The organism is Thioclava electrotropha (assembly GCF_002085925.2).
GTDB lineage: Bacteria > Pseudomonadota > Alphaproteobacteria > Rhodobacterales > Rhodobacteraceae > Thioclava > Thioclava electrotropha.
The window spans coordinates 2,867,405-2,891,511 of sequence record NZ_CP053562.1 but is presented as its reverse complement, the minus strand read 5'-3'; the positions used below and the strand labels follow the sequence as shown (position 1 = coordinate 2,891,511).

The following is a 24,107-nucleotide window of genomic DNA, read 5'->3' as shown; positions in this document are numbered from 1 at the left end:
CATCAAAAGCTCCGTGTCATGCGGTCGAGAACGCGGCGGCCAAAGAGGCTGGCGGCGAGGTCGCACAGCAGTTTCGCCGTGCGGCCGCGTTCGTCGAGGAAAGGGTTGAGCTCGACAATGTCGAGCGAGGTCACGAGGTCGCTGTCGCCGACCTCTTCCATGATCAGATGCGCCTCGCGGAACGTGGCGCCGCCCGGCACGGTCGTGCCGACGGCGGGCGCGATGCCGGGGTCGAGGAAATCGACGTCGAAGCTGACATGCAGCAGGCCGTTGGCTTCGCGCACGCGGTCAAGGAAGGCGCGCAGGGGCGCCAGCACGCCGGTCTCGTCGATGGCGCGCATGTCATGGACTTCCAAGCCGATCTGCTTGATGTGCTCGCGTTCCGCCGGATCGACCGAGCGGATGCCCATCATGCAGAAATTCTTCGGATCGATGCTGGCCTCCAGCGGCGGGAAGGCCTCGAAATCGGGTTGGCCGGTGACATAGGCCACCGGGGTGCCGTGCAGGTTGCCGCTGGTCGTCGTCTCCAGCGTGTGCAGGTCCGGGTGCGCGTCGAGCCACAGGACGAACAAGGGGCGATCTTGCGTCTTCGCGTGCCGCGCAAGGCCGCTTAGCGTGCCTGCGGCCAGCGCGTGATCGCCGCCGATGAAGATCGGGCGGTCATGGGTCTGCGCGGCGTCGAAAGCCGCCTGCGACAGCGCCTCGATCCAGGCACGGGTTTCGGCCAGATCGTGGATCGCGGGGTTCTTGTGCGGCACCGGCTCTTGCGGGGGAATCGACAGGTCGCCCAGATCATCCACCTCCCAGCCCAGCTCGGTCAGGATGTCGCCCAGCCCCGCGATGCGCAGGCTGGCCGGTCCCATGATGCAGCCGGGTTGCGAAGCGCCAGTTTGAATAGGCGCGCCCAGAATCGAAACTGTGCGTGTCATCGAGATCTCCCTTGTTGGTCTTAGTCTGACGAAATGGCGCAGAGGTTTCGCTTGTCAATTTGCGCAAAACGGAACTAAATTTGTGCAAAACGATCAAAGTACTACGCAAAACGGAGGGAGCATGCAGCTCGACGATACGGACCGTGCGATCCTCGCGGCTCTGCGCGACGATGCGCGGCTCTCCATCACCGATCTGGCGCTGCATGTCGGCGTCTCGCGCACCACTGCCCGGACACGTCTGGAGGCGTTGATCGCCTCGGGGCAGATCCGCCGCTTCACGATCGAGACGGAGACCGACGTCGAAGGGCAGGTGCGCGCGATTACGATGGTGGAATTACAGGGCAAGATGTCGCGCGCGGTGATCCGGGCGCTGCATCGCATCCCCGAAGTCGCGACGGTCTTCGCGACCAATGGCAACTGGGATCTGGTGGCGGAAATCCGGGCCGAGACCCTGGGCGAATTCGACCGGGCCTTGCGCGATATTCGGGAAATTCCGGGGGTGCTCAACAGTGAGAGCTGTCTGCTGCTTGCGCCTGTCGCGGGATGAGCGGGCAGGGCGTGCGGGCGGGCCGGAACATCTCCGGCCCGCCGCGCGAGATCAATTGAGGTAGGGCATCGGATCGACGGAATCGATCCCCTTGCGGACCTCGAAATGGAGATAGCCCTGATCGCCGGACGCGACCTTCGCGATGGTCTGGCCGCGCTTGACGCTCGCGCCTTTTTTCACCGTGATGCCGGTCACGTTGTAATAGACCGTCACCAGATTGTCGGGATGCTTGATCGCGAGGAAGGCGACATCGTCGGTGTCCTGGCTGATCAGCAGCACGGTGCCGCTCTCGGCGGCTTTCACCGAAGTTCCGGCCGTGGCCGAGATATCCACGCCGTCGTTCGAGCCCTTCTTGTAGGGGCGGATGATCGAACCCGGCACCGGCATCGCCATCTTCGACGTGTCCGACGCCTTGGTGCGATCGGTGCTCATGTCCGGAGTCTTCGTCTTGACCGGCTCGGACGCTTTCGGCGGTGTCTTCTGGGGCAGGGGCTCTGCCGCCGAGGGCGGCACCGGGGTCGGCGAACCGGTGCCCGGCGCAGTCGTCGCCGTCGCGGTCTCGACCTTCGCAGGCTGGCGGCTCGACGCGACCGGGATGATCAGCACCTGACCTTCACGCACGCGCAGGTCGTTCGGCAGCCCGTTCCACTCGGCCAGCGCCTTCACCGGCACCGAGTAGTAGCGCGCGATGGAATAGGCGGTCTCGCCGCGTGCGACCTTGTGGCGGATCGGCTCGGCGCTGTTGGTGGAGACCGGGGCCGAGGCCGGCGTCGGTTTGGCGGGCTGGTTCGCCTGCGATCTATCGATCGCGTTCGAGGCGAGCGAGGTGATGTCGATCGTCTCAGAGGTCAGGGCACTGGAGTTGCCCGGCGTCGTGGAGCCGCCCGTGGTCGCGACCTTGTTGGGCAGGGCCAGCACTTCGCCCGCGTTCAGCACCGCATCGGGCGAGACCGCGTTGTAGCGAGCCAGCGCGCCGGGATCGGTGCCGATCCGCTGCGCGACGGAATTGACCGTATCGCCGCGGCGCGCCACGACGACCTGATAATTCGGGTAGGTGATGATGCCCTGATCATTCGGGCGGGGGCGGTCCTGCACCGCCTGCCGGGCGGCGGCGCTCGTGTCGAGCCCGCCATTGCCATAGCCGCGCATGTCCAGATCGAACCCGTTCGGGTTACAGGCGGCCAACGCCGTCAGCGCGACTCCACCTGCCAGGATCAGCCGCAGCCGGGAAATCTTCGTTGCCATCCGCTCGTCCTCACTGTCTCTCAGACCTCTTCGGGGTCCGTTCTTACCTGCCACTTAGTCGTTTGCCACGCCCTCTACGAGGGGAACAAAGCGCACCGGACGTAATTCTTCGTAATCGAAACCCGTCTCGAGCCGGCGCACCCGGATCAGGCTTTGCACCGTGTCCGACTGGCCCACGGGTAGAACCATGATACCCCCGATCTTCAGCTGGGCCAAGAGCGGCCCGGGAGGGTCTTCCGCAGCGGCAGTCACGATGATTCGATCAAAGGGCGCCTGATCGGGCAGCCCGTGCGAGCCGTCCCCGGAAATCGCGACGATATTGGTGAGCCGCAGCGCGGTGAAGACGCCTTCGGCCTCGCGCACCAGCCTGCGGTGTCGGTCCACTGTATAGACGCGACGGGCGAGCTGGCTCAGGATCGCGGCCTGATAACCCGAGCCGGTGCCAATCTCGAGCACGGTGTCGCGTGAACCCACATCCGCGGCTTGCGTCATCAGCCCGACGACCGAGGGCTGCGAAATCGTCTGCCCGCAGGCGATCGGCAGCGGCATATCCTCATAGGCGCGATCGGCGAAAATGCCGCGCACGAACTGGCCGCGGTCGATCCCCTCCATCGCGTGCAGGGTGCGCGCGTCGGTCACGCCCTTGGAACGCAGTGCGAAGAGGAACCGCATCTTGCGCTCGGCCAGATCCTCTTCCGCACCCTCGCTCATCCCAGACGGGCCTCCAGATCGGCGATCACGTCATGTGCCGTCAGATCGGCGCGCATCGGCGTGACCGAGATATAGCCGTCGAGATTGACAGCCGCATCGGTGCCCGGCTGCGTCGGCGTGTGCTGCGGGCCGCCCTTGATCCAGAGGAAACGCCGCCCCGAGGGCGCGTGATGCGCCTCGGTCGAGAAGAAGCAATCCTTGCGGAAGCCCTGGGCTGCGACCTTGTGGCCTTTGACGTCCTTGGCCAGCACCGGCGGGAAATTGACGTTGTAGAAGACCCGGTAATCGCCATCGTCCCAGATGCCCTGATCGATAAGCTTGCGCACGAGCGCCGCGCCATGGACCCGGGCTGCCTCGAACATGTCGGGGGCGTTGAAGACCTCGGGGCCGATGAATTGCGACAGGGCGATCGCGGGCACGCCTTGCAGCGCCGCCTCCATCGCGCCGCCCAATGTGCCGGAATAAAGCGCGTTATCGGCGGAGTTGTTGCCCCGGTTCACGCCCGAGAGCACCAGATCAGGTCGCTGCTCCTCCAGCACGTCGTAGAGCCCAGCCATCACGCAATCGGCGGGGCTGCCCTCGGCTGCGAAACGGCGCTCTGCCAGTTTCGAGATCATCATCGGTCGGGTGTAGGAGATGCAATGGCCGACGCCCGATTGCTCGAAGGCCGGCGCGACCGTCCAGACCTCGCCATCGGGGCCTGCAAGTTCTTCGGCGATCTCGCCCAGAACGGCCAGTCCCGGTGCGTCGATCCCGTCGTCATTGGTGATGAGAATACGCATGTTGCCCCCAGTTCGCCGTCGCGTCACCCGATGCTTACCGTGCGGCGGATGAAGGGTAAAGCGGGGGCGGGCGACAGTGCGGATGTGTCGCCAAAGCGCCGCAGCCGAAGGCCAATTCGGCGGCGCTTTGGTCGTTCTCAGAGCGTGTCGAGGATGCGCCGCGCCTCGGCGTGGCGGTCCGTCAGCGCATCGCGATCTTCGCCGGGGAAGAACCGTCCGCGCAGCGCGGTCGCCATCGGTGCAGGCTCCGCAATCATCACGCGCGGCCCGATTTTCACCGTCTCAGCCTGCCACGAGCGCAGCATTGCCATCTGCGCGGCTTTCGTAGCTCCATAGATGCCGAAGAATTTCTGGCCCGCACGCGGATCGTCGAAGGCCAGCGCGGTGCCCTCGCGTGCAAGCAGCAGCGGCTCCATCAGCCCGATGAGCTGCGCGGTCGCGGTCACGTTCACCTTGACCGAATTGGCCAGCTCCTTCGCGTCGATATGCCCGGTCGGCGAGAGCGGCGCGGCATGGATCGCCGTGTGCACCCAAAGATCGAGCCCGCCCCAGCGCGCGCCGATCGACTGCGCGAGATGCGCCATCTGATCGGGCTCGGTCACGTCGAGCGGACCGAGCGAGGCCGTGCCGCCCTTCGCCTGAATGCGGTCGTCAAGCTCTTCCAGCGCGCCGGTGGTCCGTGCGACGGCCATGACGTGCCAGCCATCTGCGGCCAAAGCTTCGGCGATCGCCCCGCCAAGGCCACGCGAAGCGCCTGTGACAAGCGCCAGTTTCTTGCCCTGCGAAGGGTCTTGGGTCTGATCCGTGCTCATGGCGCGTTTCTTGCCACCACACCCGGCGTCGCGCAAGCGTGCAGATGCACGTCCCGCGCCTTTCCCGCTGTTTTGCAAACTGACGGGCGAGCGCGTTGGGCAGCTTTACAGTGCCGCCCTCCTGACCCGGGGCAGCGCTATTCTGTGTCCTGAAGTCGGGCGAGGGCGGCGGCGCACATGCCCGCGCTCAGCCATTGGCATTCGGCGCAGATCGTCTGGTGCACATCGGCGGGCAGGGCGGCCATCCGCTCCAGCGCCTCGCCCCATGTCAGCACATCGCCCGGTGTAATATCCAACGCCTCGGCATGGGCCGCGTCCAGCCGGTCGATCTTCGCCTGTGCAGTGCAGCCCGATCCGCGCCGCGACGGGCAGGGGCCGCAGATATCATCCGCCGCGCCCACCACCTCGATCTCCACCGCCGCGCCGTCCGCGCGCCGCAGGCGTCCTTCGACGATCTCGGTCATATTCGCGGTGAAGAGATCCGAATATCCCTTCCCCTCGAAGCCAAGCGAGCAGAGGAAATGATGCGGGCGATATGTCAGACGGTCAGCCATGTCTTCGCTCTTGGGTAAATATCCCGGGGGATGAATGGCGCAGCCAGAAGGGGGCAGCGCCCCCTTTTCCCGGTATCAGAATAGAAAATGGGCCGGAAGGTCTCCCCTCCGGCCCGCAATGATTTGGCTTACGCTCAGCGCTTGGCGATATCGACGTAATCGCGATAGGTCGCGCCGGTGTAAAGCTGACGCGGGCGACCGATCTTGCCGGTCGGATCTTCGATCATCTCTTTCCACTGCGAGATCCAGCCGACGGTGCGCGAGAGCGCGAAGATCGGGGTGAACATCGAGGTCGGGAAGCCCATCGCCTCGAGGATGATGCCCGAGTAGAAGTCGACATTCGGATAGAGCTTCTTCGAGACGAAATAGTCGTCCTCCAGAGCGATCTTCTCGAGTTCCTTAGCGACCTGAAGGGTCTCGTTGTCGTGGATGCCGAGCAGGTCGAGAACCTCGTCCGCCGATTCCTTCATGACCTTCGCGCGCGGGTCGAAGTTCTTGTAGACGCGGTGGCCGAAGCCCATCAGGCGGAAGGGATCATCCTTGTCCTTGGCGCGCTTGATGTATTCCGGGATCTGATCGACGGTGCCGATTTCGCGCAGCATCTCGAGGCAGGCCTGGTTTGCGCCGCCGTGGGCGGGGCCCCAGAGGCAGGCGATGCCGGCTGCGATACAGGCGAACGGGTTCGCGCCCGAGGAGCCTGCCAGACGCACGGTCGAGGTCGAGGCGTTCTGCTCGTGATCGGCATGGAGCGTGAAGATACGGTCCATCGCCTTCGCGAGCGCCGGCTCGATCTTGTAGTCTTCGGCCGGGACCGAGAAGCACATATGCAGGAAGTTCTCGGCGTAGCTCAGCTCGTTCTTCGGATAGACGAAGGGCTGACCGATCGAATACTTGTAGGCCATCGCGGCGATCGTCGGCAGCTTCGCGATCAGACGGATCGAAGCGACTTCGCGCTGCCACGGGTCCGAAATGTCGAGGCTGTCGTGATAGAAGGCCGAGAGCGCGCCCACGACGCCGACCATGGTCGCCATCGGGTGGCTGTCACGGCGGAAGCCCTGGAAGAATTGCTTCATCTGCTCGTGGATCATCGTGTGACGGGTCACGCGATATTCGAAATCTTCCATCTGCTGCTTGCTCGGCAGTTCCCCGTAGAGAAGCAGGTAGCACACTTCGAGATAGTGCGATTCCGAGGCGAGCTGGTCGATCGGGTAGCCGCGATACAGCAGCTCGCCCTTGCCACCATCGATGAAGGTGATCTTGGACTCGCAGGCTGCGGTCGAGGTGAAGCCCGGATCGTAGGTGAAGACGTCGGCTTGACCGTAGAGCTTGCGGATATCGAGCACGTCGGGACCAGCCGAGGGCGAGAGCACGGGAAGCTCATAGGTTTGTCCGTCAAGCGAGAGCGTGGCGGTCTTCGAGTTGTCTGCCATGTAAATTCCCTTTCATCCTCCGGCTGGGCCGCGCCGGTCTATCGCGTCCGGACAGGCGTCCGGAGAGGGCGGCCAGGCCTCAGGCCGCCTGATCGTCGAGTCGTGCCAGAGTTTCCTCTTGGCCCAAAACGAGCATCATATCGAATACGCTGGGGGTAGCCGCTCGCCCCGCCAAGGCCGCCCGCATCGGAGCAGCGACCTTCCCAAGGCCCAGTCCGTGCGCTTCGGCAACCTGTCCGACGGCGGCTTCCAGGTCTTCCCGCGACCAATTAGCGCGTTGCAGCGCAAAGGTCAATTCACTCAGTATACCACGGGATACATCATCGAGCGCCTTGGCCGCTTTCTCTTCGATCTCGATCGGGCGCTGCGTCAGCGAGAAATGCGCCTTTTCAAGGAGTTGCGGGAGCATTTTTGCCGAGCCCTTCACGATGGGAAGCGTGCGCATAAGCGCAGTTTTCTGTGCGTCACCCAGCGGGGGTTTTTCTGCAGCTGCGAGATAACCTTCGATTTCGCGCAGCAATTCGGCCTCATCGGTGATGGCGATATGCTGGCCGCAGATATTTTCGAGCTTCTTGAAATCGAGCCGCGCCGGCGCCTTGTTGATGCCGGTGATGTCGAACCATCCCTTCGCCTGATCGTCGGTGAAGAATTCGTCGTCGCCATGGCTCCAGCCGAGCCGCGCGAGGTAGTTGCGCATCCCCGTCGCGGGATAGCCCATCGCCTGATACTGCTCGAGGCCGACCGCGCCGTGGCGCTTCGACAGCTTCTTGCCGTCGGGGCCGTGGATCAGCGGGATATGCGCGAAGGTGGGCACGTCCCAGCCCATCGCGCGATAGACCAGCATCTGCCGCGCGGCATTGACGAGATGGTCGTCCCCGCGGATCACATGGGTCACGCCCATATCATGGTCATCGACGACAACGGCCAGCATGTAGGTGGGTGTGCCATCAGAACGTAAACAAATCATGTCATCGAGCTGATCGTTGCGGATCGTCACCTCGCCCTGCACGGCGTCGGTGATTACGGTCGTGCCCTCGCGGGGCGCTTTCAGACGGATCACATAGGGCGCATCCGGATGCGTCGCGGGATCGGCATCGCGCCACGGCGAGGGGAACATCTGCCCCTTGTTCTCCGGGTCCTCGCGGAAGGCCGCGATCTCTTCCTGCGTGGAGAAGCACTTATAGGCGTGGCCCTTCTCCAGCATCTGATGGGCGACCTCGGCATGGCGGGCCGCGCCCGCAGCCTGGCTCACCACGTCGCCGTCATAATCGAGCCCAAGCCATTCGAGCCCCTGCAGGATCGCCGCCGTGGCCTCGGGGGTGGAGCGTTCGCGATCGGTATCCTCGATACGCAGCAGGAATTTGCCGCCGCGCCCACGGGCATAGAGCCAGTTGAACAGGGCCGTGCGCGCACCGCCGATATGCAGATAGCCGGTGGGCGAGGGGGCGAAACGGGTGACAATCTGGTCGGACATGTCGGGACCTTTCTTCGCGGGCTCTTACCGGCCCGCGTTAACCTATCGGAAACCATCAAGCGCATAGGCTTTCTCGGCTCGATGCATAAGCAGGGACGGGGCCGAGGACAAGCATGGCGATCAATGCCGAACCCGGGGACTGGGCGCAGGCGGAGGGTGCGACGGGCGCGGGCCGCGCTCCGCGTTTGATCGTGGCGCTCTTCGGGGGGCTCTCCGATCCGCTGGGCGCTCTGGCGCGGGCGCGCGCGCAGCTTTTCCTGTGGATGCCGGTGGCGCTCGGCGTCGGGGTCGGGGCGTATTTCACCCTCGGGATCGAGCCGGGATGGCCTATCTACCTGAGCACGCTCGTAATCTGCGCGGTCTCGCTGACGCTTTGGCTGCGCGGTGCGGCGTGGCTCCGGGTGCCTGCGGCGCTGATCGCCTTGGCGGCGCTGGGGCTGTTGCTTGCGGGGCTGCGCGCCCATCTCGTCGCGGCGCCGGTGCTGCAATATCGCTATTACGGCCCCGTCAGTGGGCGGATCGTGAAGATCGATCGCGCGCGCTCCGACCTGATCCGGCTGACGCTGGACCGAGTGCGGATCGACTGGATTCCCCCCGCCAAGACCCCGGCGCGGGTGCGCGTGACGCTGCATGGCGATCAAAGTCAGTTCAGCCCCGAGCCCGGCACGCAGGTCATGCTCACGGCGAATCTCTCGCCCCCGCCGCCGCCAGCGGCCCCAAGGGATTACGATTTTCGCCGCACCGCTTGGTTCGATCGCCTCGGCGCGATCGGTTATACCCGCGCGCCGGTGCTGCGCATTGCGCCGCCCGATCCCGGCGACTGGGCGATGGCGGCGCATCGTGCGCGGATGCGGCTCTCGGCGGCGATCCAGGCGCGGATCGCGGGCCAGCCCGGCGCGGTCGCGGCGGCGCTGATGACGGGCGACCGCTCCGGGTTGAGCGAGGCCACGCGCGAGGTGATGCGCCGCTCCAGCCTCGCCCATCTGATCGCGATTTCCGGGCTGCATATGGGGATGCTAGCGGGCTTCGTTTTCGGTCTGGTGCGTTACGGGCTGGCGCTGGCGGGGCGCCCCGCCCTGATCTGGCCTACGAAGAAACTGGCCGCCATTGCGGCGCTGATAGCGGCCAGCGGCTACCTCTGGCTCGCGGGGCCTGCGATTTCGACGCAACGTGCCTGGATCATGGTGTCGATCATGCTCCTTGCCGTGCTCTTCGATCGGCGTGCGCTGAGCCTGCGCACCGTCGCGCTCGCCGCGACGCTCCTCATGATCTGGCAGCCCGAGAGCCTGACCGAGCCCGGCTTCCAGATGTCCTTCGCTGCGACCACCGCGCTGATCGTGGCGCTGGGGCCGTGGACCCGCGCGGCGCGCCATCTGCCGCGCCTGCTGCGCCCGGTGCTGATGCTGGTTGCGACCTCGCTCATCGCAGGTGGGGCCACCGCACCGATCGTGGCGGCGCAGTTTCACAGGCTTTCGGAATACGGGGTGCTGGCCAATCTCTTTGCGGTGCCTGCAATGGGGCTCGTGATCATGCCGATGGGCGTGCTCGCAGCACTGCTCGCGCCCCTCGGTCTCGCCGGGCCCGCGCTTTGGGCGATGGGGCAAGGCACAGCGTGGATCTTGCGCGTGGCGGAGTGGGTGAGTGGCCTCGACGGCTCGGTTCTCGCGATCGTCCAGCCGGGGCCGTGGGTGATCCCTTTGATTGCGCTTGGCGCGTTGGGGGCGATCCTGACGCGCGGGGCCGGGCGCAGTGCGAGCATCGGTCTGATCCTTCTGGGCGGCGCCATTTGGCTGCGCGCCGGGGCGGAGCGTCCGGCGCTGCTGATCGCGCCCGAGGCGCAGCAGGTCGGTCTGATGACGCCGCTGGGCCGGGCACTGTTGAAACCGGGTGCGGGGTTCATCTCCGAACGCTGGCTGGCAGCGGATGGCGACGAGGCCACGCTGGACGAGGCCGCGGCGCGACCTGCTTTCTCTGGTCCACGCGGTGCGCGGATTGCGCAGTTTCGACGCGCCCCGCTCGCCCATCTCACGGGAAAATCGGCAAAAGAGGCCCTGCCTGCGATTTGCGCGAAGGGCGGCATTGTCGTGATTTCCACCAGGGTCGACCACCCCACGGGCCCTTGCGATCTGTGGGACGCGGCGCGCCTGCGCGGCACTGGCGCTGTCGCCATCAGCGCCACGGGCGAAGTCACGACGACCGCGCAAATCAAAGGCCGCCGCCTCTGGACGCGCCCCTGATCTTTGCTCTTTCCAAATATCCCCGCCGGAGGCTCCCGCCCACGCAACCGGCGCGACATACGAAAAAGAGCGCCCGGCAAGACGCTCTTTCCCAGGAATTCACCAAATCTCAGTAGCTGCGGATCAGCCCGACGAGCCGCCCCTGCACCTTCACCTGATCGTCGCGCAGCAGCCGCGTCTCATAGGCCGGGTTCGCGGCTTCCAGCGCGATCATCCCGCTGCGACGGTAGAAGCGCTTCAGCGTCGCCTCATGGCCCTCAACAAGCGCGACGACGATATCGCCGTTGTCGGCGGTGCCCTGTTCGCGGATCACCACGACATCGCCGTCGTTGATGCCCGCCTCGATCATCGAGTCGCCTTTGACTTCGAGCGCGTAATGCTCTCCGCGTCCGCTCAGCATGGAGCCGGGGACGGCGACGTGATGCGAGACTTCCGAGATCGCCTCGATCGGGACACCGGCGGCGATCCGGCCCATCACCGGCAGTTCCAGCGCGTGGATCACGTCGACCGGCATCGCGCCGCGCGGCGGGTCGGTCTTGTCGCCCTCGATCACCTGCGGCGCGAAGCTGCCAGCGCTGTCGCCCGCGGGCGCGCCGAATTTCTTCTCCAGAGCCTCGGGTAGTTTCACGATCTCGATCGCGCGGGCCCGATGGGCGAGGCGGCGGATGAAGCCACGTTCTTCCAGAGCGGTAATCAAACGGTGGATGCCGGATTTCGAGCGCAGGTCCAGCGCGTCCTTCATCTCGTCGAAAGAGGGTGGAACACCGTCCTTCATCATCCGTTTTTGAATGAATTCCAGCAATTCCAGCTGCTTGCGCGTCAGCATCCGCGACCCTCCGTTCCCCGGTCAAGGCACATGTTCAAGGATTGTTCTACCCTTGTTCACGGGGCCTGTCAACGCCCGCGGCGGGGGCGGCTCAGTCCAGCGGCAGGATCTCGACCGTCTCGCCTGCCTTGCGCGGTCCGTCGCCCAAGGGTCGGATCAGCAGGCAATCGGCCTGCGACAGGATGCTCAGCATCGCGGAGTCCTGATTGTCGAAGGGCGTGACGCGGGGCAGGGGATCGCCGGGTGCGAGGGTGGCGCGCATGTAATGGGTGCGCGGGCCGGTCGGGCCGGTATCGGTCGCAAGGATCGCCTGTTGCACGCGGCTTTCCGGCGGCAGACCCGAAAGCTTGCGCAGCATCGGGCGCAGGAACAGCTCTGCGCAGACCGTGGCCGAGACCGGGTTGCCCGGCAGGCCCAGCATGGCCGCATCGCCCATCCGGCCCGCCATCAAGGGCTTGCCGGGACGCATCGCGATCTTCCAGAAGCTGCGGTCGAGCCCCAGCTCCCCGGCCACTTCGCCCACCAGATCATGCGCACCGACAGAGGCGCCGCCCGAGGTCACCACCAGATCGGCGCCTTTCGCGAGGTCGAACACGGTGCGCAAGCTGTCGCGGTCGTCGCGCGCGATCGGCAGCATGCGGACCTCAGCGCCCATGCGTTCGGCCAGTGCCGCGACGATGAAGCTGTTGGAGCAGATGATCTGGTCCGGCCCCGGCTCTTCGCCCGGCATCACCAGCTCGTCGCCCGTGGCGATGATCGCGACGATGGGGCGGCGGCGCACGGCCACCGCGGCCACGTTCATCGCGGCCAGCAGCCCGAGGTCGCGCGCGGTCAGCGGGCGGTCGGGGCAGAAGCTCTCGCCCTGCGCGAAGTCCTGACCCTTGGGGCGGATATTGTTATGGGTTTCAAGCTCTTGCGGCAGGGTGATCGTATCGCCTTCACGCGTCACGTTCTCCTGCAGAACGACCACGCCATTCGGGCCCGGCACCGGTGCGCCGGTGAAGATGCGCACGGCTTGGCCCGGAGTCGGCGTGCCGTCATAGGCGCGACCGGCGGCGGCCTCGCCCTCGACGGTGAGCGTCGCGCCGGGCAGGTGGTCGGCCACGTCGATCCAGTAGCCATCCATCGCCGAGCCCGAGAAGGGCGGCTGGGTCAGTTGCGCCGTGGCGGGCTCCGCCATCACACGGCCAAGCGCGTGGCGCAGGCTCACGCGTTCGGTGCCCAGCGGTTCGACCAGTGCCAGAACCTTTTCCAGCGCCTCTTCGACGGGCAACAGGCTCATGATGCGCTCCCTTCGGCCTCGTATTTGCCGGATTTCCCGCCGTCTTTCAGCACGACGCGGATACCCTCGATCTGCATGGATTTCTCGACCGCCTTGAGCATGTCATAGACCGTCAGCGCCGCCGCCGAGACCGCTGTCAGCGCCTCCATCTCGACGCCGGTCTGGCCCGAGGTCTTCACGGTGGCACGGACGCGCACGCCGGGCAGCGCCTCGTCGGGCTCCAGATCGAGCGTGACCTTGGTGATCGGTAGGGGATGACAGAGCGGGATCAGGTCGGATGTCTTCTTCGCGGCCATGATGCCCGCGATCCGTGCGATGCCCAGAACGTCGCCCTTCTTCGCGGTGCCCTTCAGGACATAGTCCAGCGTCTCGGGTAGCATCACCACGCGGCCCTCGGCCACGGCGATGCGGTCGGTCACCTCCTTATCGGAGACGTCGACCATATGGGCCTGACCGTCCTTGTCGAAATGCGACAGGCTCATGCGACCTCCAGAAGCGTCCGGGTGGCGCCCGCGACATCGTCCTGCCGCATCAGGCTCTCGCCGATCAGGAAGCGGCGCGCGCCGACTTCGGCCATCGCGGCCATGTCGTCGCGGGTGAAGATGCCGCTCTCGCAGACCAGATCGCGGCCCTCGGCGAGGATGCTCGGCGCAAGTTCGCGGGTCACGTCGAGCGTGACCTCGAAGGTCTTCAGGTTGCGGTTGTTCACGCCCAGAAGCGGCGATTTGAGATGTTTGAGCGCGCGTTCGGTCTCTTCCATGTCATGCACTTCGACGAGCACATCCATGCCCCAGCCGAAGGCTGCGTCTTCCAGCTCGGCGGCCAGATCATCCTCGACCGAAGCCATGATGATCAGGATGCAATCGGCACCCCAGGCACGGGCTTCCGCGACCTGATAGGTGTCATAGAGGAAATCCTTGCGCAAAGCGGGCAGCGAACAGGCCGCGCGCGCCGCCGACAGGAATTCCGGCGCGCCCTGGAACGAGGGCGTGTCGGTCAGCACCGACAGGCAAGCCGCGCCGCCCTCTTCATAGGCTTTCGCGAGCGAAGGCGGGTCGAAATCGGGGCGGATCAGGCCTTTCGAGGGCGAGGCCTTCTTGATCTCGGCGATCAGCCCGTAGCCCGTTTCCGCCTTAGCAGTCAGGGCGTTGGCAAAACCGCGCGTGGGCGCCTGCGCCTTGGCCTGAGCTTCAACTTCGCTCAGCGGGCGCGCGGCTTTGGCCGCTTTGATCTCTTCCAGCTTATAGGCTTTGATCTTGTCGAGGATCGTGCTCATCCGGCGACCTCCTGGGTGATGCGGGCCAGCGTTTCCAGCGCCGTCTTCGCCTTCCCGCTGTCGATGCTCTCGGCGGCCATTTCAGCCCCGGATTTGAGATCCGCGACCTTGTCGGCCACGACAAGCGCGGCGGCGGCGTTGAAGATCACCGCGTCGCGATAGGCCGAAGCCTCGCCATCCATCAGCGCGCGCAGGGCGGTGGCGTTCTCGGCCGCCGTGCCGCCGACCAGATCCTTGAACTTGTGCACGGGCAGGCCCGCATCCTCGGGATGGATCTGGATCGACTCGATGCGGCCGTTCTCCAGCGCGGCGACTTCGGTCGTGCCGCAAATGGTGATCTCGTCGGTCCCGTCCGAGCCATGCACCAGCCATGCCTTCTCGGAGCCGAGCATCTGCAGCGTCTCGGCCATCGGGAAGATCAGGTCGGGCGCGAAAGCCCCGGTCAGCTGCCGCTTCACGCCCGCGGGGTTGGTCAGGGGGCCGAGGATGTTGAAGATGGTCTTGCAGCCCAGTTCCTGACGCACCGGCATGACGTGGCGCATCGCGGGGTGGTGGATCTGCGCCATCATGAAGCCGATATTGGCCTCGGCCAGACCGCGCTCGGTCGCCTCGGGACCGGCCATCACGTCGATGCCCAGCTCGGATTGCACATCCGCCGTGCCCGATTTCGACGAGGCCGCGCGGTTGCCGTGTTTCGCGACCGGCACGCCCGCGCCCGCCACGACGAAGGCCGCAGCCGTCGAGATATTGAGCGTGTGCATCCCGTCGCCGCCGGTGCCCACGATATCCATGGCGCCCTCGGGGGCATTGACCGGCACGCATTTCGCACGCATCGCGGCGGCGGCGGCGGCATATTCCGACACGGATTCCCCGCGCGCCCGCAGCGCCATCAGCAAACCGCCGACCTGTGCGGGCGAGGCTTCGCCTTCGAACAGCAACTGGAATGCCATTTCGGCCTGCGCGCGGCTCAGCGGACCTTCGGACGCCGCAAAGATCAGCGGCTTCATCGCTTCGCTCATCGGCTGGCTCATGCGGGCACCTTCAGGCTGACGCCTGCCTCTGTCAGGAAATTCTTCAGCATTGCGTGGCCATGCTCGGAGGCGATGGATTCCGGGTGGAATTGCACGCCCTCGATCGGCAGCTCGCGATGACGCAGACCCATGATCGTGCTGTCGTCCAGCTCGGCGGTGATCTCGAGGCAGTCGGGCAGGCTCTCGCGCTCCACGATCAGCGAGTGGTAGCGCGTCGCTTTCAGCGGAGAGGGCAGGCCCTTGAAGCAGCCTTTGCCCTCGTGGCGGATCTCGCCCATCTTGCCATGCACGATCTCGGAGGCGCGCACGACTTTCCCGCCGAAGGCCTGACCGATGGTCTGATGCCCCAGGCAGACGCCGAACAGAGGCAGTTTCGCCTCGGCCGCGGCCATCACCAGCGGCAAGCAGATGCCCGCCTGATCGGGGTCGCAGGGGCCGGGGGACAGCACGATCGCCTCGGCGCCCATGCCCATCGCGTCTTGCACGTTCAGCGCGTCGTTACGCCAGACCTTCACATCGGCGCCCAGCTCGCCAAAATAGTGCACCAAATTATAGGTGAAGCTGTCATAATTATCGATGAGCAGCAGCATGGCCGGGCCCTTTCGTTTGTTGGCCCCCGGCGTCCCCCACGCACACAAGCGCCGATGCGCTTATCAAGGGGGGTGAACCGGGGAACGGGTCGGGCTATAGATGCTATCAGCGAAGGGTCGGGGTCAAGGGCAGTCCCCGGGAAAAGCCGCGCATCAAGAGCGGTGAAGATGGAGGCAGGCAATGATGCGATCTGTGATGAAGGGCGGACTGGCCGGTCTGCTGGTCGCGGTACTTGGTGCGGGCGTGATGTCGTTGATCTTCCCGGCGCCGAAAGAGCCCGGCGCAGAGATCAAGCTCGCCGGAAGCCTGACGCCCGAAGAACCCGCGAATGTGGACCTGCCTGCGGGCTCCGATTTCTCGCGCCCTGCGACCGATCGCACGCCCGCGATGCCGACGCCGGACGGGGCGCCGATTTCAGCGCCGACCAAGACGCCGCGCGTGTCCGAGCCGCAGCCGAGCCTCGCGCCGCCCAGTGCCGACGAAATCCAAAGCGCCGCACGCCCGGAGATGGCGACCGACATGGCCGAACCGCGTCCCGAGGCGGACGGGGAGGCCGTGGCGCTCGCAGAGCCGGTCGCGCCGGAGGCAGGGGCCCAACCCGACAGCGCCCCGCCTGCCTCTTTGCAAGGCGCGCCCGCGCCCGATGCCACGCCCGAGGTTGCCGCTGCGCCCGCGCCCGAAGCGCAGCCGGAGCAGACCGCTGAAACTGCGCCCGCAGCCGAAATGCCCGCGCTGCCCGACGTGACCTTGCAGCCGCCGAAAGCGCCCGAGCAAGCGACACCGCCTGCGGATGAGGGCGAAACGACCGTCGCGGCGAATGAGATGCCCGCACTGCCCGAGGCCGAGATCACGCCCCCCGAGGCGGCGCCCCAAGCGGCCCCGTCGCTCGGTGATATGCCCGCGCCGGATCAGTTGCCGCCCGAGGGCGAGGGCATCGACACCGCGCAGGCCGACAAGCCCGAGATCTCAAGCGATCCGGCCGCAAGCCCGGACCTGCCCGCCGGGCGCGCCCTTCCGCAAGCTGGGGATGCGGCCCCGATCAAGCCGCGCGTCTTTTCGTTGCAGGAAGCCCCGTCGATGCCGGGCAAGCCGATGGGTGGGTTCAAATCCGCGCCCGGTGTGGTGGTGGATCGCCTGCCGCAAGTGACGCCTTCGACCGCGCCTTCGACGGAGGAGGGCTCCGACGCGCAGTCCGCGCAGGACATGCCCGAGGTCGCGGCGGTCGATGCAGCCGATCTGAACCCGATCCAGAAATTCGCAGCCCCCGCACCGATCAGCGACAAGCCGCAAATCTCGCTCGTGCTGATCGATCCGGGCGTGGCGGCGGGCGGGCTCGACCCGGCGACGATCACGGCGAGCGATCTGCCGATGACCATCGCGATCGATCCGACCCGCGACGGCGCGGCCGACGATGCGAAAGCCTTCCGCGCGGCGGGGTTCGAGGTCGCGATCCTCGCAGCCGGACTGCCCGCGAACGCCGCGCCCGAGGATGTCGAGGTGGCGCTCGAGGCCTGGCGTCACGTGATCCCCGAGGCGGTCGCCGTCGTGGAGCCGCCGCAGCCGCAATTCCAGAACAACCGCCCGCTTGCGCGCCAGATGATCTCGGCGCTCAGCCGCGGCGGGCTGGGAGTGGTCACCCAGAAGAAAGGCTTCGACAGCGCCAACCAGATCGCGACCTCCGCCGATCTGCCGCGCGCACAGGTCTGGCGGGTGATCGATGACGGGCGCGAGAAGGCTGCCGTGATCTCGCGGATGCTGGCGCGCGCTGATTTCGAGGCGGAGCGCAACGGTTCGGTGGTGGTGATGCTCTCGGCCTGGCCGGAATCGGTTCAGGGGATCGAGGACTGGTATGTCGATGCGCAGAACAAGGTGACGCTGACCCCGGTTTCTGCGCTGGCGCTCGACAGCGTGGCGGCTGGCACTCCGGACACCGAGCCGAAAATGGAAAACGCGGGCCAGTAAGCCCGCGTTCTCAAAGCTTGGGAAAAGGCGGCTGGCTCAGCCGTTGCCGCGTGTCGCCACGAACAACCCCGCATCCTCGGCTGCCTTGCGCAGCGCCTTGGACTTGTTGACCGTCTCCATCCATTCGGCCTCGGGGTCGCTGTCATAGACGACGCCGCCGCCTGCCTGAATGTAGAGCGTCTTGTCCTTCACCACGGCGGTGCGCAGCGCGATGCACATGTCCATCTCGCCATTGGCCGCGAAATAGCCCACAGCGCCGCCATAGATGCCGCGTTTTTCCGGCTCCAGCTCGTCGATGATCTCCATCGCGCGAACCTTGGGCGCGCCGGATACCGTGCCCGCGGGCAGACCCGCCAGCAGCGCCGAGAGCGCGTCCTGATCGTCGGCCAGCTCGCCCACGACGTTCGAGACGATATGCATGACGTGGCTGTAGCGCTCGATGATGAATTTCTCGGTCGGGTGGACCGAGCCGATCTTGGCGACACGCCCCACATCATTGCGGCCCAGATCTAGCAGCATCAGGTGCTCGGCCAGCTCTTTCTTGTCGGCCAGCAGGTCCTCTTCCAGCGCCTTGTCCTCGGCAGGGGTCGCCCCGCGCGGACGGGTGCCCGCGATCGGGCGGATCGTCACCTCGCCTTCGCGCACGCGCACGAGAATCTCGGGCGAAGCGCCCACGATCTGGAAGCCCCCGAAGTTCAGGAAGAACATGAAAGGCGAGGGGTTGGTGCGCCGCAGCGAACGGTAAAGCGCGAAGGGCGGCAGCGGGAAATGTGCCGACCAGCGCTGTGCCGGGACCACCTGGAAGATGTCGCCCGCGCGGATGTAATCCTTCGCCTTCTCCACGGCGGACATGTAGCCCTCTTTCGTGAAGTTCGAATGCATCTCGCCGACCTGCAGACTCTCGCCCAGATCGCGGCTCTCCACCGGGGTGCGGTCGAGATCGCGCAGCGCATCCGAGACTCGCTCGGCGGCCTGCGCATAGGCCGCGCGCGCGGACTTACCCTCGGCCTGGAATGCGGGCGCGCAGATGATCACGTCGCCCTTTACCCCGTCGAGTACGGCCACGACCGACGGGCGCAGCAGCATCGCGTCGGGCACGCCCAGCGGATCGGGGTTCACGTTCGGCAGCTTCTCGACCAGACGGATCGTGTCATAGCCGAGATAGCCGAACAGACCCGCCGCCGCCGCGGGCAGATCGTCGGGCATCTCGATGCGGCTCTCCGCGATGAGGGCGCGCAGGCTGTCGAACGGGTGGCCCGGAAGGTCTTCCCACGCCTCGTCGAAGCGCGCCGAGCGGTTGATCCGCGCCTGCTCGCCCCGGCATTCCCAGATCACGTCAGGCTTCATGCCGACGATCGAGTAGCGCCCGCGCACCTCGCCGCCGGTCACCGATTCCAGCATGAAGGAATTGGGCTGCGCCTCGGCGAGCTTGAGCATCAGCGAGACCGGCGTGTCCAGATCGGCCGCGAGCCGCGCGTAGACCAACTGGTTTTCACCCTTGGCCCAGCGTTCCTCGAACGCCTCGAAAGAGGGGGAGAGAGCGACCACGGTGGGCCTCCTTACTGCATCTGCGACTGCACGGCGGTCACGGTCTGGTTGTCGAGATCGAGCCCGGCCTCCGACTCCACGGCGGTCGCGTAGAAATTGAGCAGGTCGTTGGCCAGCGAGTTCGACAGCTGGGTGCCGATCTGACCCGAGATCAGCTTGGTGTCCGAGTCTTCCATATCCGCCGGGATGACCTTGTCGGTGACGAAGACATAGACCTTGCCGTTGGCGGTGATCTGCGCGGGCTTGCCCGGCTCGGTCTTGAAGACCTTGGAGATCACCGGCGGCGGCAGTTCGTCGGAATAGCCGCCACGACCGATGCTTGCGACCTTGGTGGTCAGTACGCCGGTCTCGCCCAGCGACTTGCCGCCCTCGACCGTCGAGACGATCTCCTTGGCGCGGTCCTCTTCGGCTTTCACCACCTGATCGGCGCGCCATGCCGCCGCGACCTCCTCCTTCACATCGGCGAAGGGCTTGGGCTGGGGCGGCACGATCTTGTTGAGGCGCAGCGCGAAGACGCCGCCATCCGAAAGCGTCTGCAGATCGGGATAGGCGTCGGTCGTGGCCTCGTCGGCCGCTTTGCGGAACTCGTCATAGCCCGCGATGCCGTCGGTGCTGTCGGCGGTGTAGGCGATCTGGCCAAGCTCCATATCGGTTTCCTTGGCCATCTCCTCGAGCGTCGCGCCGCCTGCCAGACGGTCCTGCAGGTCTTCGCTCATCTTGCCGATCTCGTTGCGCGCCTTCTCGGCTTCGGCATCGCCCGCGAGTTCGTCGCGCGCTTCGGCAAAGGAGGTTTCCTGCGCATCGATGATGCCGTTCACCTTGAACAGGGCGGGACCCAGATCGGTCTCGACGGGGCCGACCACGCTGTTGTTCTCAGCCGAGAAGACCGGATCGGCGGCCTTGCCCAGATCGTCGCGGGTCACATCCCCCAGATCGGCATCGTCGAGCGACAGACCGCGATCCTTGGCGAGATCGGCGAAGGTTGCGCCGCCATCCAGCTTGGCTTTCGCGGCCTTGGCTGCGTCCATGTCGGAATAGACGAGACGCTCCACAAGGCGCTTCTCGGGCTGCTTGAACTCATCGGCGCGGCGCTCGTATTCGGCCTTCAGCGTGGCGTCGTCGATCTTGACCTTGTCGGCAAGCATGTCCGGGGTCAGCCACGCATAGGTGATGTCGCGCGTCTGGGGCGCGGTGAACTGATCGATATGGTCGTTGTAATAGGTCTGAAGCTGATCGTCCGTCGGGTCCGGGATCGCCTTGGTCAGATCGCTCTCGCTTACCTCGGCCCAGGTGAAGCCGCGCTTCTCGCTGACATATTTGGTATAGGCGTCGACCACCGGCTTGGGCGCATCCACGCCCCCTGCAACGGCGCCCTGAATGATCGAGCGCGAGAGATCGTCGCGCAGCTGCGCCTCGAATTGCGGCTCGGTATAGCCCTGCTGGCGCAGCGCGAATTTATAGGTTTCGCGGTCGAACTTGCCCGAAGCGTTCTGGAACGCCTGAACGTCGTAGAGCTGCTTTTGCAACTGCTGGTCGCCAACCGACACGCCAAGACGCCGCGCGCCTTCGCCGATCGCGGCCTGACCGATCAGCTTGCCCAGCACCTGCTGGTCGACGCCGGAGGAGCGCATCTGCGCCATCGTGACCGGCTGGCCAAGCTGCTGGCTGCGTTGCTGCATCTCCTGACGCAGGGCGCGGGCGTAATCGTCGACGGTGATCTTGGTGTCGCCGACCGCGCCGACCGCTTTGGCCGAACCGGAGAAATTGCGTAGCCCGAAACCGCCGAGACCAAGGATCAACATGGCCAGCAAGATCCAGACGACGACACTCTTGCCGTGGCTGCGCATCTTCATCGGGGGTCCTCCTCGGGCATTGTTTGTTGGGCGCTGTTTAGGGCTTTGATTACTGGCCTGCAAGGCTAGCTGCGCGCGAGGCCCGCCAGCCGGTCGCGAAGGGCCGCGATCCCGTCCGTATCGACATTGGCGAATGCGATCCGCATCTGCTGCGCGGCCCCGTTTGCGCCTTGCGGCATGAACATCGTACCGGGCAGCATCAGCACGCCCGCCTCGCGCACCAGAGCCTGTGCGAAATCAGGAGAGGGGCGGGGATCGGGATGCGTCACATAGGCGAAATAGGCCCCGCAGCCGAGCATCTTCCAGCCTTCCAGATCGGCGAAGGCGGCCTCCATCGCCGCGCGCCGGCGCAGGATTTCCGCGCGCTCGCCTGCGACCCATTGCGACAGGTGCAGCATGCCCCAAAGCGCGGCCATCTGGCCCAGCTGCGAGGGGCAGATCGCCACCGTGTCGAGGAATTTCTCGACCTCGGCGAGGCGTGTCTCGCCCGCGACGATGGCGCCGACGCGGTGGCCCGTCAGGCGATAGGCTTTCGAGAAGGAATAGAGATGGATGAAATAGTCCGGCCAGTCGGGATCCGAGAACAGGTCATGCGGCGCGCCGCTACGCGAGTCGAAGTCGCGATAGGTCTCGTCCACGATCAGCGCGAGCTTGTGCCGCTTGGCCAGATCGGCGAAGGCGCGCAGCAATTCGGCCGGATATTCCGCCCCGCCCGGATTGTTGGGCGAGACGAGCACGATCGCCCGGGTCTTGCCGGTGATCTTCGCGGCGGCCTCCTCGGGATCGGGCAGTAGCCCCGCGCCGGGGGCGAGCGGCACCGTGTGCACGCCCGCCATGTCGAGCCACATCTTGTGATTGAAATACCAAGGCGTCGGCAGGATCACCTCGTCGCCCGGGCCTGCGAGCGTGGCCAGCGTCGCGCAGAACGCCTGATTGCAGCCTTGGGTGATTGCGACCTGACGCGCGGCGATCTCGCCGCCATAGGCGAGGCCCCATTGATGCGCGAGTTCGGCACGCAGATCGGGCAGGCCCAGAACGGGGCCGTAGAGATGCGCCTGCGGATCGTTCAGCGCGGCCTCGGCGATCGCTTGGCGCAGCGCCTCTGGCGGCGGATCGACAGGGGCTGCCTGAGAGACGTTGATCAGCGGACGATCGGCGGTGAACTCGACCCCGTCGAGCCAGCGCCGCGCCTCCATGACCGGGGGCGGGAAGGTTGCGGCGAGGGCGGGATTGAGCGGATGCGGCATGGGGGTCCTTCTGGATGATCGGCGCGAGATCAGCAGAGCGCCGCGCGCTTGGCAAGAGGCGGGAGCCTCCGGCGGGGATATTTGGATCGAGAAGAAGGGGGTTGCGCTTCCCTAGCTGCGTCCCTCACGGGGCTTGCGCCAGGCAAAGCTGTGGCGCACCGACCATTCGCGCAGGGTCAGCGCGATCACCACGAGATCCAGCACCGTCAGCGCCAGCATGCCCGCGCCATGGTTAAGGCTATAGAGATACATCTGGTAGGCCACGAAGCCCGTCATCATCACGATCGCCATCGGATAGGCCCAGATCAGCCCGCGGATCAGCAGCAGCACGACGACAAGTTTCAGCAAGCCGTGGCTGGTGAAATAGAAGCCGTAGAAATCCTGCGTCTGGATCGAGAAGTGATGGGCCGCGTTCAGGAATGCGTTGGCGATCCGGTCATTGGGATCCTCGCGCAGCTCGCGCGCGGTCAGCCAATGCGCCGCATCGAACAGCGCATTCTTCGGCAGGCCGAGCAGCGCGAGGCCAGACAGCGTTTCGGCGATCTCGAAGATTGCCTTGATGATCAGGCTGACCTCGAAGAGCCAGTGCAGGAACCGACCCAGAGGGGTTCCGGGGGCGCCGAATTTCACCGATCAGTCCGTGCCGCGATACGGCTGCACATATTGCAGCGCCATGTCCCAGGGGAAGAAGATCCAGGTGTCCTGGCTGACCTCGGTGATGAAGGTATCGACCAGTGGCGCGCCCATCGGCTTGGCGTAGACGGTGGCGAATTGCGCCTTCGGGAAGAGGTCGCGCACCAGCTTCAGCGTGTTGCCGGTATCGACGAGGTCGTCGACGATCAGCACGCCTTCGCCGCCGTTTTCCATCAGGCTCTCTTGCGTCGGCTTGATGACCTGCGCTTCGCGCTGTTCCTGATGGTTGTAGCTTTTGACCGAGATCGTATCGACCGTGCGGATGTCGAGCTCGCGCGCGACGATAGCCGCCGGAACGAGGCCGCCACGGGTGATGCCCACCACGGCGCGCCAGCTGCCGTCGCCCGGGCCCTTGCCGTCGAGGCGCCATGCCAGCGCACGGGCATCGCGGTGGATTTGGTCCCAGCTGACATGGAAGCCTTTTTCATGCGGCAGACGATCGGACATCGGGGGTCTCCTCAGCTCAGAGCGAGTTTCAGACCGAGCAGCGCCAGCAGGCCGCCAAAGCAGCGCTCGATCACGGTTTTCAGGTTCAGATAGGCCGCGCGCGTTTTCTCGAGCGAGAAGATCCGCGCGACGATGACGTTCCATCCCGCATCGTTGAACATCACGATGCCGAGGATCGCGACATAGGCCCAGGCGGGCGCCGACGGCGGGATGAAGGTCAGAAAGACAGTGCCGAAGAACACGGCGGGTTTGGGGTTGGCGAGCTGGGTCGAGATGCCGAGCCAGATCAGCCGGGGAATGGAGCGGGTGCGCGGCAGGTCGGGGATCTCTTCATCCATCGGGTCGCCCGCATGGCGCCACATCTTATAGGCGAGCCAGAGCAGATAGGCCGCGCCCGCGATCTTGAGCGTGGTCAGCAGGGCAGGGGCGACCTTGAAAACGAGGGCGAGGCCGAACAGCGCCGCCGCCGCCCAGATCACCGCGCCCAGGCCGATGCCGAGCGCGAGCCAGATGCCGCGACCGAAGCCCTCGCGCAGACCCGTGCGCGCAGCCAGCAGCACCGCTGGCCCCGGCGACATCGCCGCGGCCAGATGCACGAAATAGATCGCGGTGAGGGCCGCGAGGGTCATC

The 24,107-nt window shown here is 65.9% G+C and carries 23 protein-coding genes; 3 read left to right on the top strand and 20 right to left on the bottom strand.

What is annotated here, in order from left to right; all coding sequences use genetic code 11:
- Positions 1-2: 2 nt before the first annotated feature.
- Positions 3-929 carry an arginase gene (gene rocF / locus AKL02_RS13735; RefSeq protein WP_083078146.1) on the bottom strand — a complete coding sequence of 309 codons (927 nt, stop codon included), beginning with the start codon at positions 927-929 and terminating at the stop codon, positions 3-5.
- A gap of 121 nt (positions 930-1,050) precedes the next feature.
- Between rocF and AKL02_RS13730 the strand changes: the two genes are divergently transcribed.
- Positions 1,051-1,476, top strand: a complete 426-nt coding sequence (locus AKL02_RS13730) for an Lrp/AsnC family transcriptional regulator (protein WP_083078145.1) — start codon at positions 1,051-1,053, stop codon at positions 1,474-1,476.
- A 51-nt stretch (positions 1,477-1,527) separates the two neighbouring features.
- Here AKL02_RS13730 and AKL02_RS13725 read toward each other — a convergent pair whose 3' ends face one another.
- The 7 genes from AKL02_RS13725 to gltX form a co-directional block, all read right to left on the bottom strand.
- Entirely contained in the window at positions 1,528-2,721 is a 1,194-nt protein-coding gene (locus AKL02_RS13725) for a LysM peptidoglycan-binding domain-containing M23 family metallopeptidase (RefSeq protein WP_078606259.1), read from the bottom strand.
- A 54-nt stretch (positions 2,722-2,775) separates the two neighbouring features.
- Entirely contained in the window at positions 2,776-3,432 is a 657-nt protein-coding gene (locus tag AKL02_RS13720; RefSeq protein WP_083078144.1) for a protein-L-isoaspartate(D-aspartate) O-methyltransferase, read from the bottom strand.
- Entirely contained in the window at positions 3,429-4,214 is a 786-nt protein-coding gene (gene surE / locus AKL02_RS13715; RefSeq protein ID WP_078542835.1) for a 5'/3'-nucleotidase SurE, read from the bottom strand. The genes AKL02_RS13720 and surE overlap by 4 nt, the downstream gene beginning before the upstream one ends.
- Positions 4,215-4,351: 137 nt before the next feature.
- A complete protein-coding gene (locus AKL02_RS13710) occupies positions 4,352-5,026 on the bottom strand; it encodes an SDR family NAD(P)-dependent oxidoreductase (protein WP_083078143.1) in 675 nt (224 codons plus the stop codon).
- A 137-nt stretch (positions 5,027-5,163) separates the two neighbouring features.
- Complete coding sequence (locus AKL02_RS13705) at positions 5,164-5,580, bottom strand: DUF1284 domain-containing protein (protein ID WP_083078142.1); 417 nt, start codon at positions 5,578-5,580, stop codon at positions 5,164-5,166.
- A 134-nt stretch (positions 5,581-5,714) separates the two neighbouring features.
- Complete coding sequence (gltA, locus tag AKL02_RS13700; RefSeq protein WP_078520131.1) at positions 5,715-7,010, bottom strand: citrate synthase; 1,296 nt, start codon at positions 7,008-7,010, stop codon at positions 5,715-5,717.
- 79 nt (positions 7,011-7,089) lie between these two features.
- Positions 7,090-8,484, bottom strand: a complete 1,395-nt coding sequence (gene gltX / locus AKL02_RS13695; RefSeq protein WP_083078141.1) for a glutamate--tRNA ligase — start codon at positions 8,482-8,484, stop codon at positions 7,090-7,092.
- Between the two features lie 113 nt (positions 8,485-8,597).
- On the opposite strand from gltX, the gene AKL02_RS13690 reads away from it, so the two are divergent.
- Positions 8,598-10,721 carry a ComEC/Rec2 family competence protein gene (locus AKL02_RS13690; protein WP_083078140.1) on the top strand — a complete coding sequence of 708 codons (2,124 nt, stop codon included), beginning with the start codon at positions 8,598-8,600 and terminating at the stop codon, positions 10,719-10,721.
- Positions 10,722-10,830: 109 nt separating this feature from the next.
- Here AKL02_RS13690 and lexA read toward each other — a convergent pair whose 3' ends face one another.
- The 6 genes from lexA to AKL02_RS13660 all read right to left on the bottom strand — a co-directional run bounded on the left by lexA (position 10,831) and on the right by AKL02_RS13660 (position 15,726).
- Complete coding sequence (lexA, locus tag AKL02_RS13685; RefSeq protein ID WP_078547774.1) at positions 10,831-11,547, bottom strand: transcriptional repressor LexA; 717 nt, start codon at positions 11,545-11,547, stop codon at positions 10,831-10,833.
- A gap of 91 nt (positions 11,548-11,638) precedes the next feature.
- Positions 11,639-12,823, bottom strand: coding sequence for a molybdopterin molybdotransferase MoeA (locus AKL02_RS13680; RefSeq protein WP_083078209.1), 1,185 nt, complete (start codon positions 12,821-12,823; stop codon positions 11,639-11,641).
- 2 nt (positions 12,824-12,825) lie between these two features.
- Positions 12,826-13,311: a cyclic pyranopterin monophosphate synthase MoaC gene (moaC, locus tag AKL02_RS13675; protein ID WP_083078139.1), complete on the bottom strand. Its 486-nt coding sequence runs from the start codon at positions 13,309-13,311 to the stop codon at positions 12,826-12,828.
- The gene (gene trpC / locus AKL02_RS13670) at positions 13,308-14,105 is read right to left on the bottom strand and encodes an indole-3-glycerol phosphate synthase TrpC (protein WP_083078138.1); all 798 of its coding nucleotides are present in this window, start codon (positions 14,103-14,105) and stop codon (positions 13,308-13,310) included. Before trpC ends, moaC begins: the two co-directional genes overlap by 4 nt.
- The gene (gene trpD, locus AKL02_RS13665) at positions 14,102-15,124 is read right to left on the bottom strand and encodes an anthranilate phosphoribosyltransferase (RefSeq protein ID WP_083078208.1); all 1,023 of its coding nucleotides are present in this window, start codon (positions 15,122-15,124) and stop codon (positions 14,102-14,104) included. Before trpD ends, trpC begins: the two co-directional genes overlap by 4 nt.
- An 8-nt stretch (positions 15,125-15,132) precedes the next feature.
- Positions 15,133-15,726, bottom strand: coding sequence for an anthranilate synthase component II (locus AKL02_RS13660; RefSeq protein WP_083078137.1), 594 nt, complete (start codon positions 15,724-15,726; stop codon positions 15,133-15,135).
- Between the two features lie 181 nt (positions 15,727-15,907).
- Here AKL02_RS13660 and AKL02_RS13655 point away from each other — a divergent pair, with 181 nt between their 5' ends.
- Positions 15,908-17,689 (top strand): divergent polysaccharide deacetylase family protein, encoded by a 1,782-nt coding sequence (locus AKL02_RS13655; protein WP_083078136.1) that lies wholly within the window; start codon positions 15,908-15,910, stop codon positions 17,687-17,689.
- 36 nt (positions 17,690-17,725) lie between these two features.
- On the opposite strand, the gene trpE is transcribed toward AKL02_RS13655, so the two are convergent.
- The 6 genes from trpE to AKL02_RS13625 all read right to left on the bottom strand — a co-directional run bounded on the left by trpE (position 17,726) and on the right by AKL02_RS13625 (position 24,106).
- Complete coding sequence (gene trpE / locus AKL02_RS13650; protein WP_078542842.1) at positions 17,726-19,237, bottom strand: anthranilate synthase component I; 1,512 nt, start codon at positions 19,235-19,237, stop codon at positions 17,726-17,728.
- An 11-nt stretch (positions 19,238-19,248) separates the two neighbouring features.
- The gene (locus tag AKL02_RS13645) at positions 19,249-21,090 is read right to left on the bottom strand and encodes a SurA N-terminal domain-containing protein (RefSeq protein ID WP_083078135.1); all 1,842 of its coding nucleotides are present in this window, start codon (positions 21,088-21,090) and stop codon (positions 19,249-19,251) included.
- 65 nt (positions 21,091-21,155) lie between these two features.
- On the bottom strand, positions 21,156-22,337 hold the full coding sequence (locus AKL02_RS13640; protein ID WP_083078134.1) for an aminotransferase: 1,182 nt from the start codon (positions 22,335-22,337) through the stop codon (positions 21,156-21,158).
- Positions 22,338-22,448: 111 nt separating this feature from the next.
- Complete coding sequence (locus AKL02_RS13635) at positions 22,449-22,967, bottom strand: DUF2127 domain-containing protein (RefSeq protein WP_083078133.1); 519 nt, start codon at positions 22,965-22,967, stop codon at positions 22,449-22,451.
- Between the two features lie 3 nt (positions 22,968-22,970).
- Positions 22,971-23,477, bottom strand: coding sequence for a xanthine phosphoribosyltransferase (gene gpt, locus AKL02_RS13630; RefSeq protein WP_075775650.1), 507 nt, complete (start codon positions 23,475-23,477; stop codon positions 22,971-22,973).
- An 11-nt stretch (positions 23,478-23,488) separates the two neighbouring features.
- Positions 23,489-24,106 (bottom strand): LysE family translocator, encoded by a 618-nt coding sequence (locus tag AKL02_RS13625; protein WP_083078132.1) that lies wholly within the window; start codon positions 24,104-24,106, stop codon positions 23,489-23,491.
- Position 24,107 lies beyond the last annotated feature (1 nt).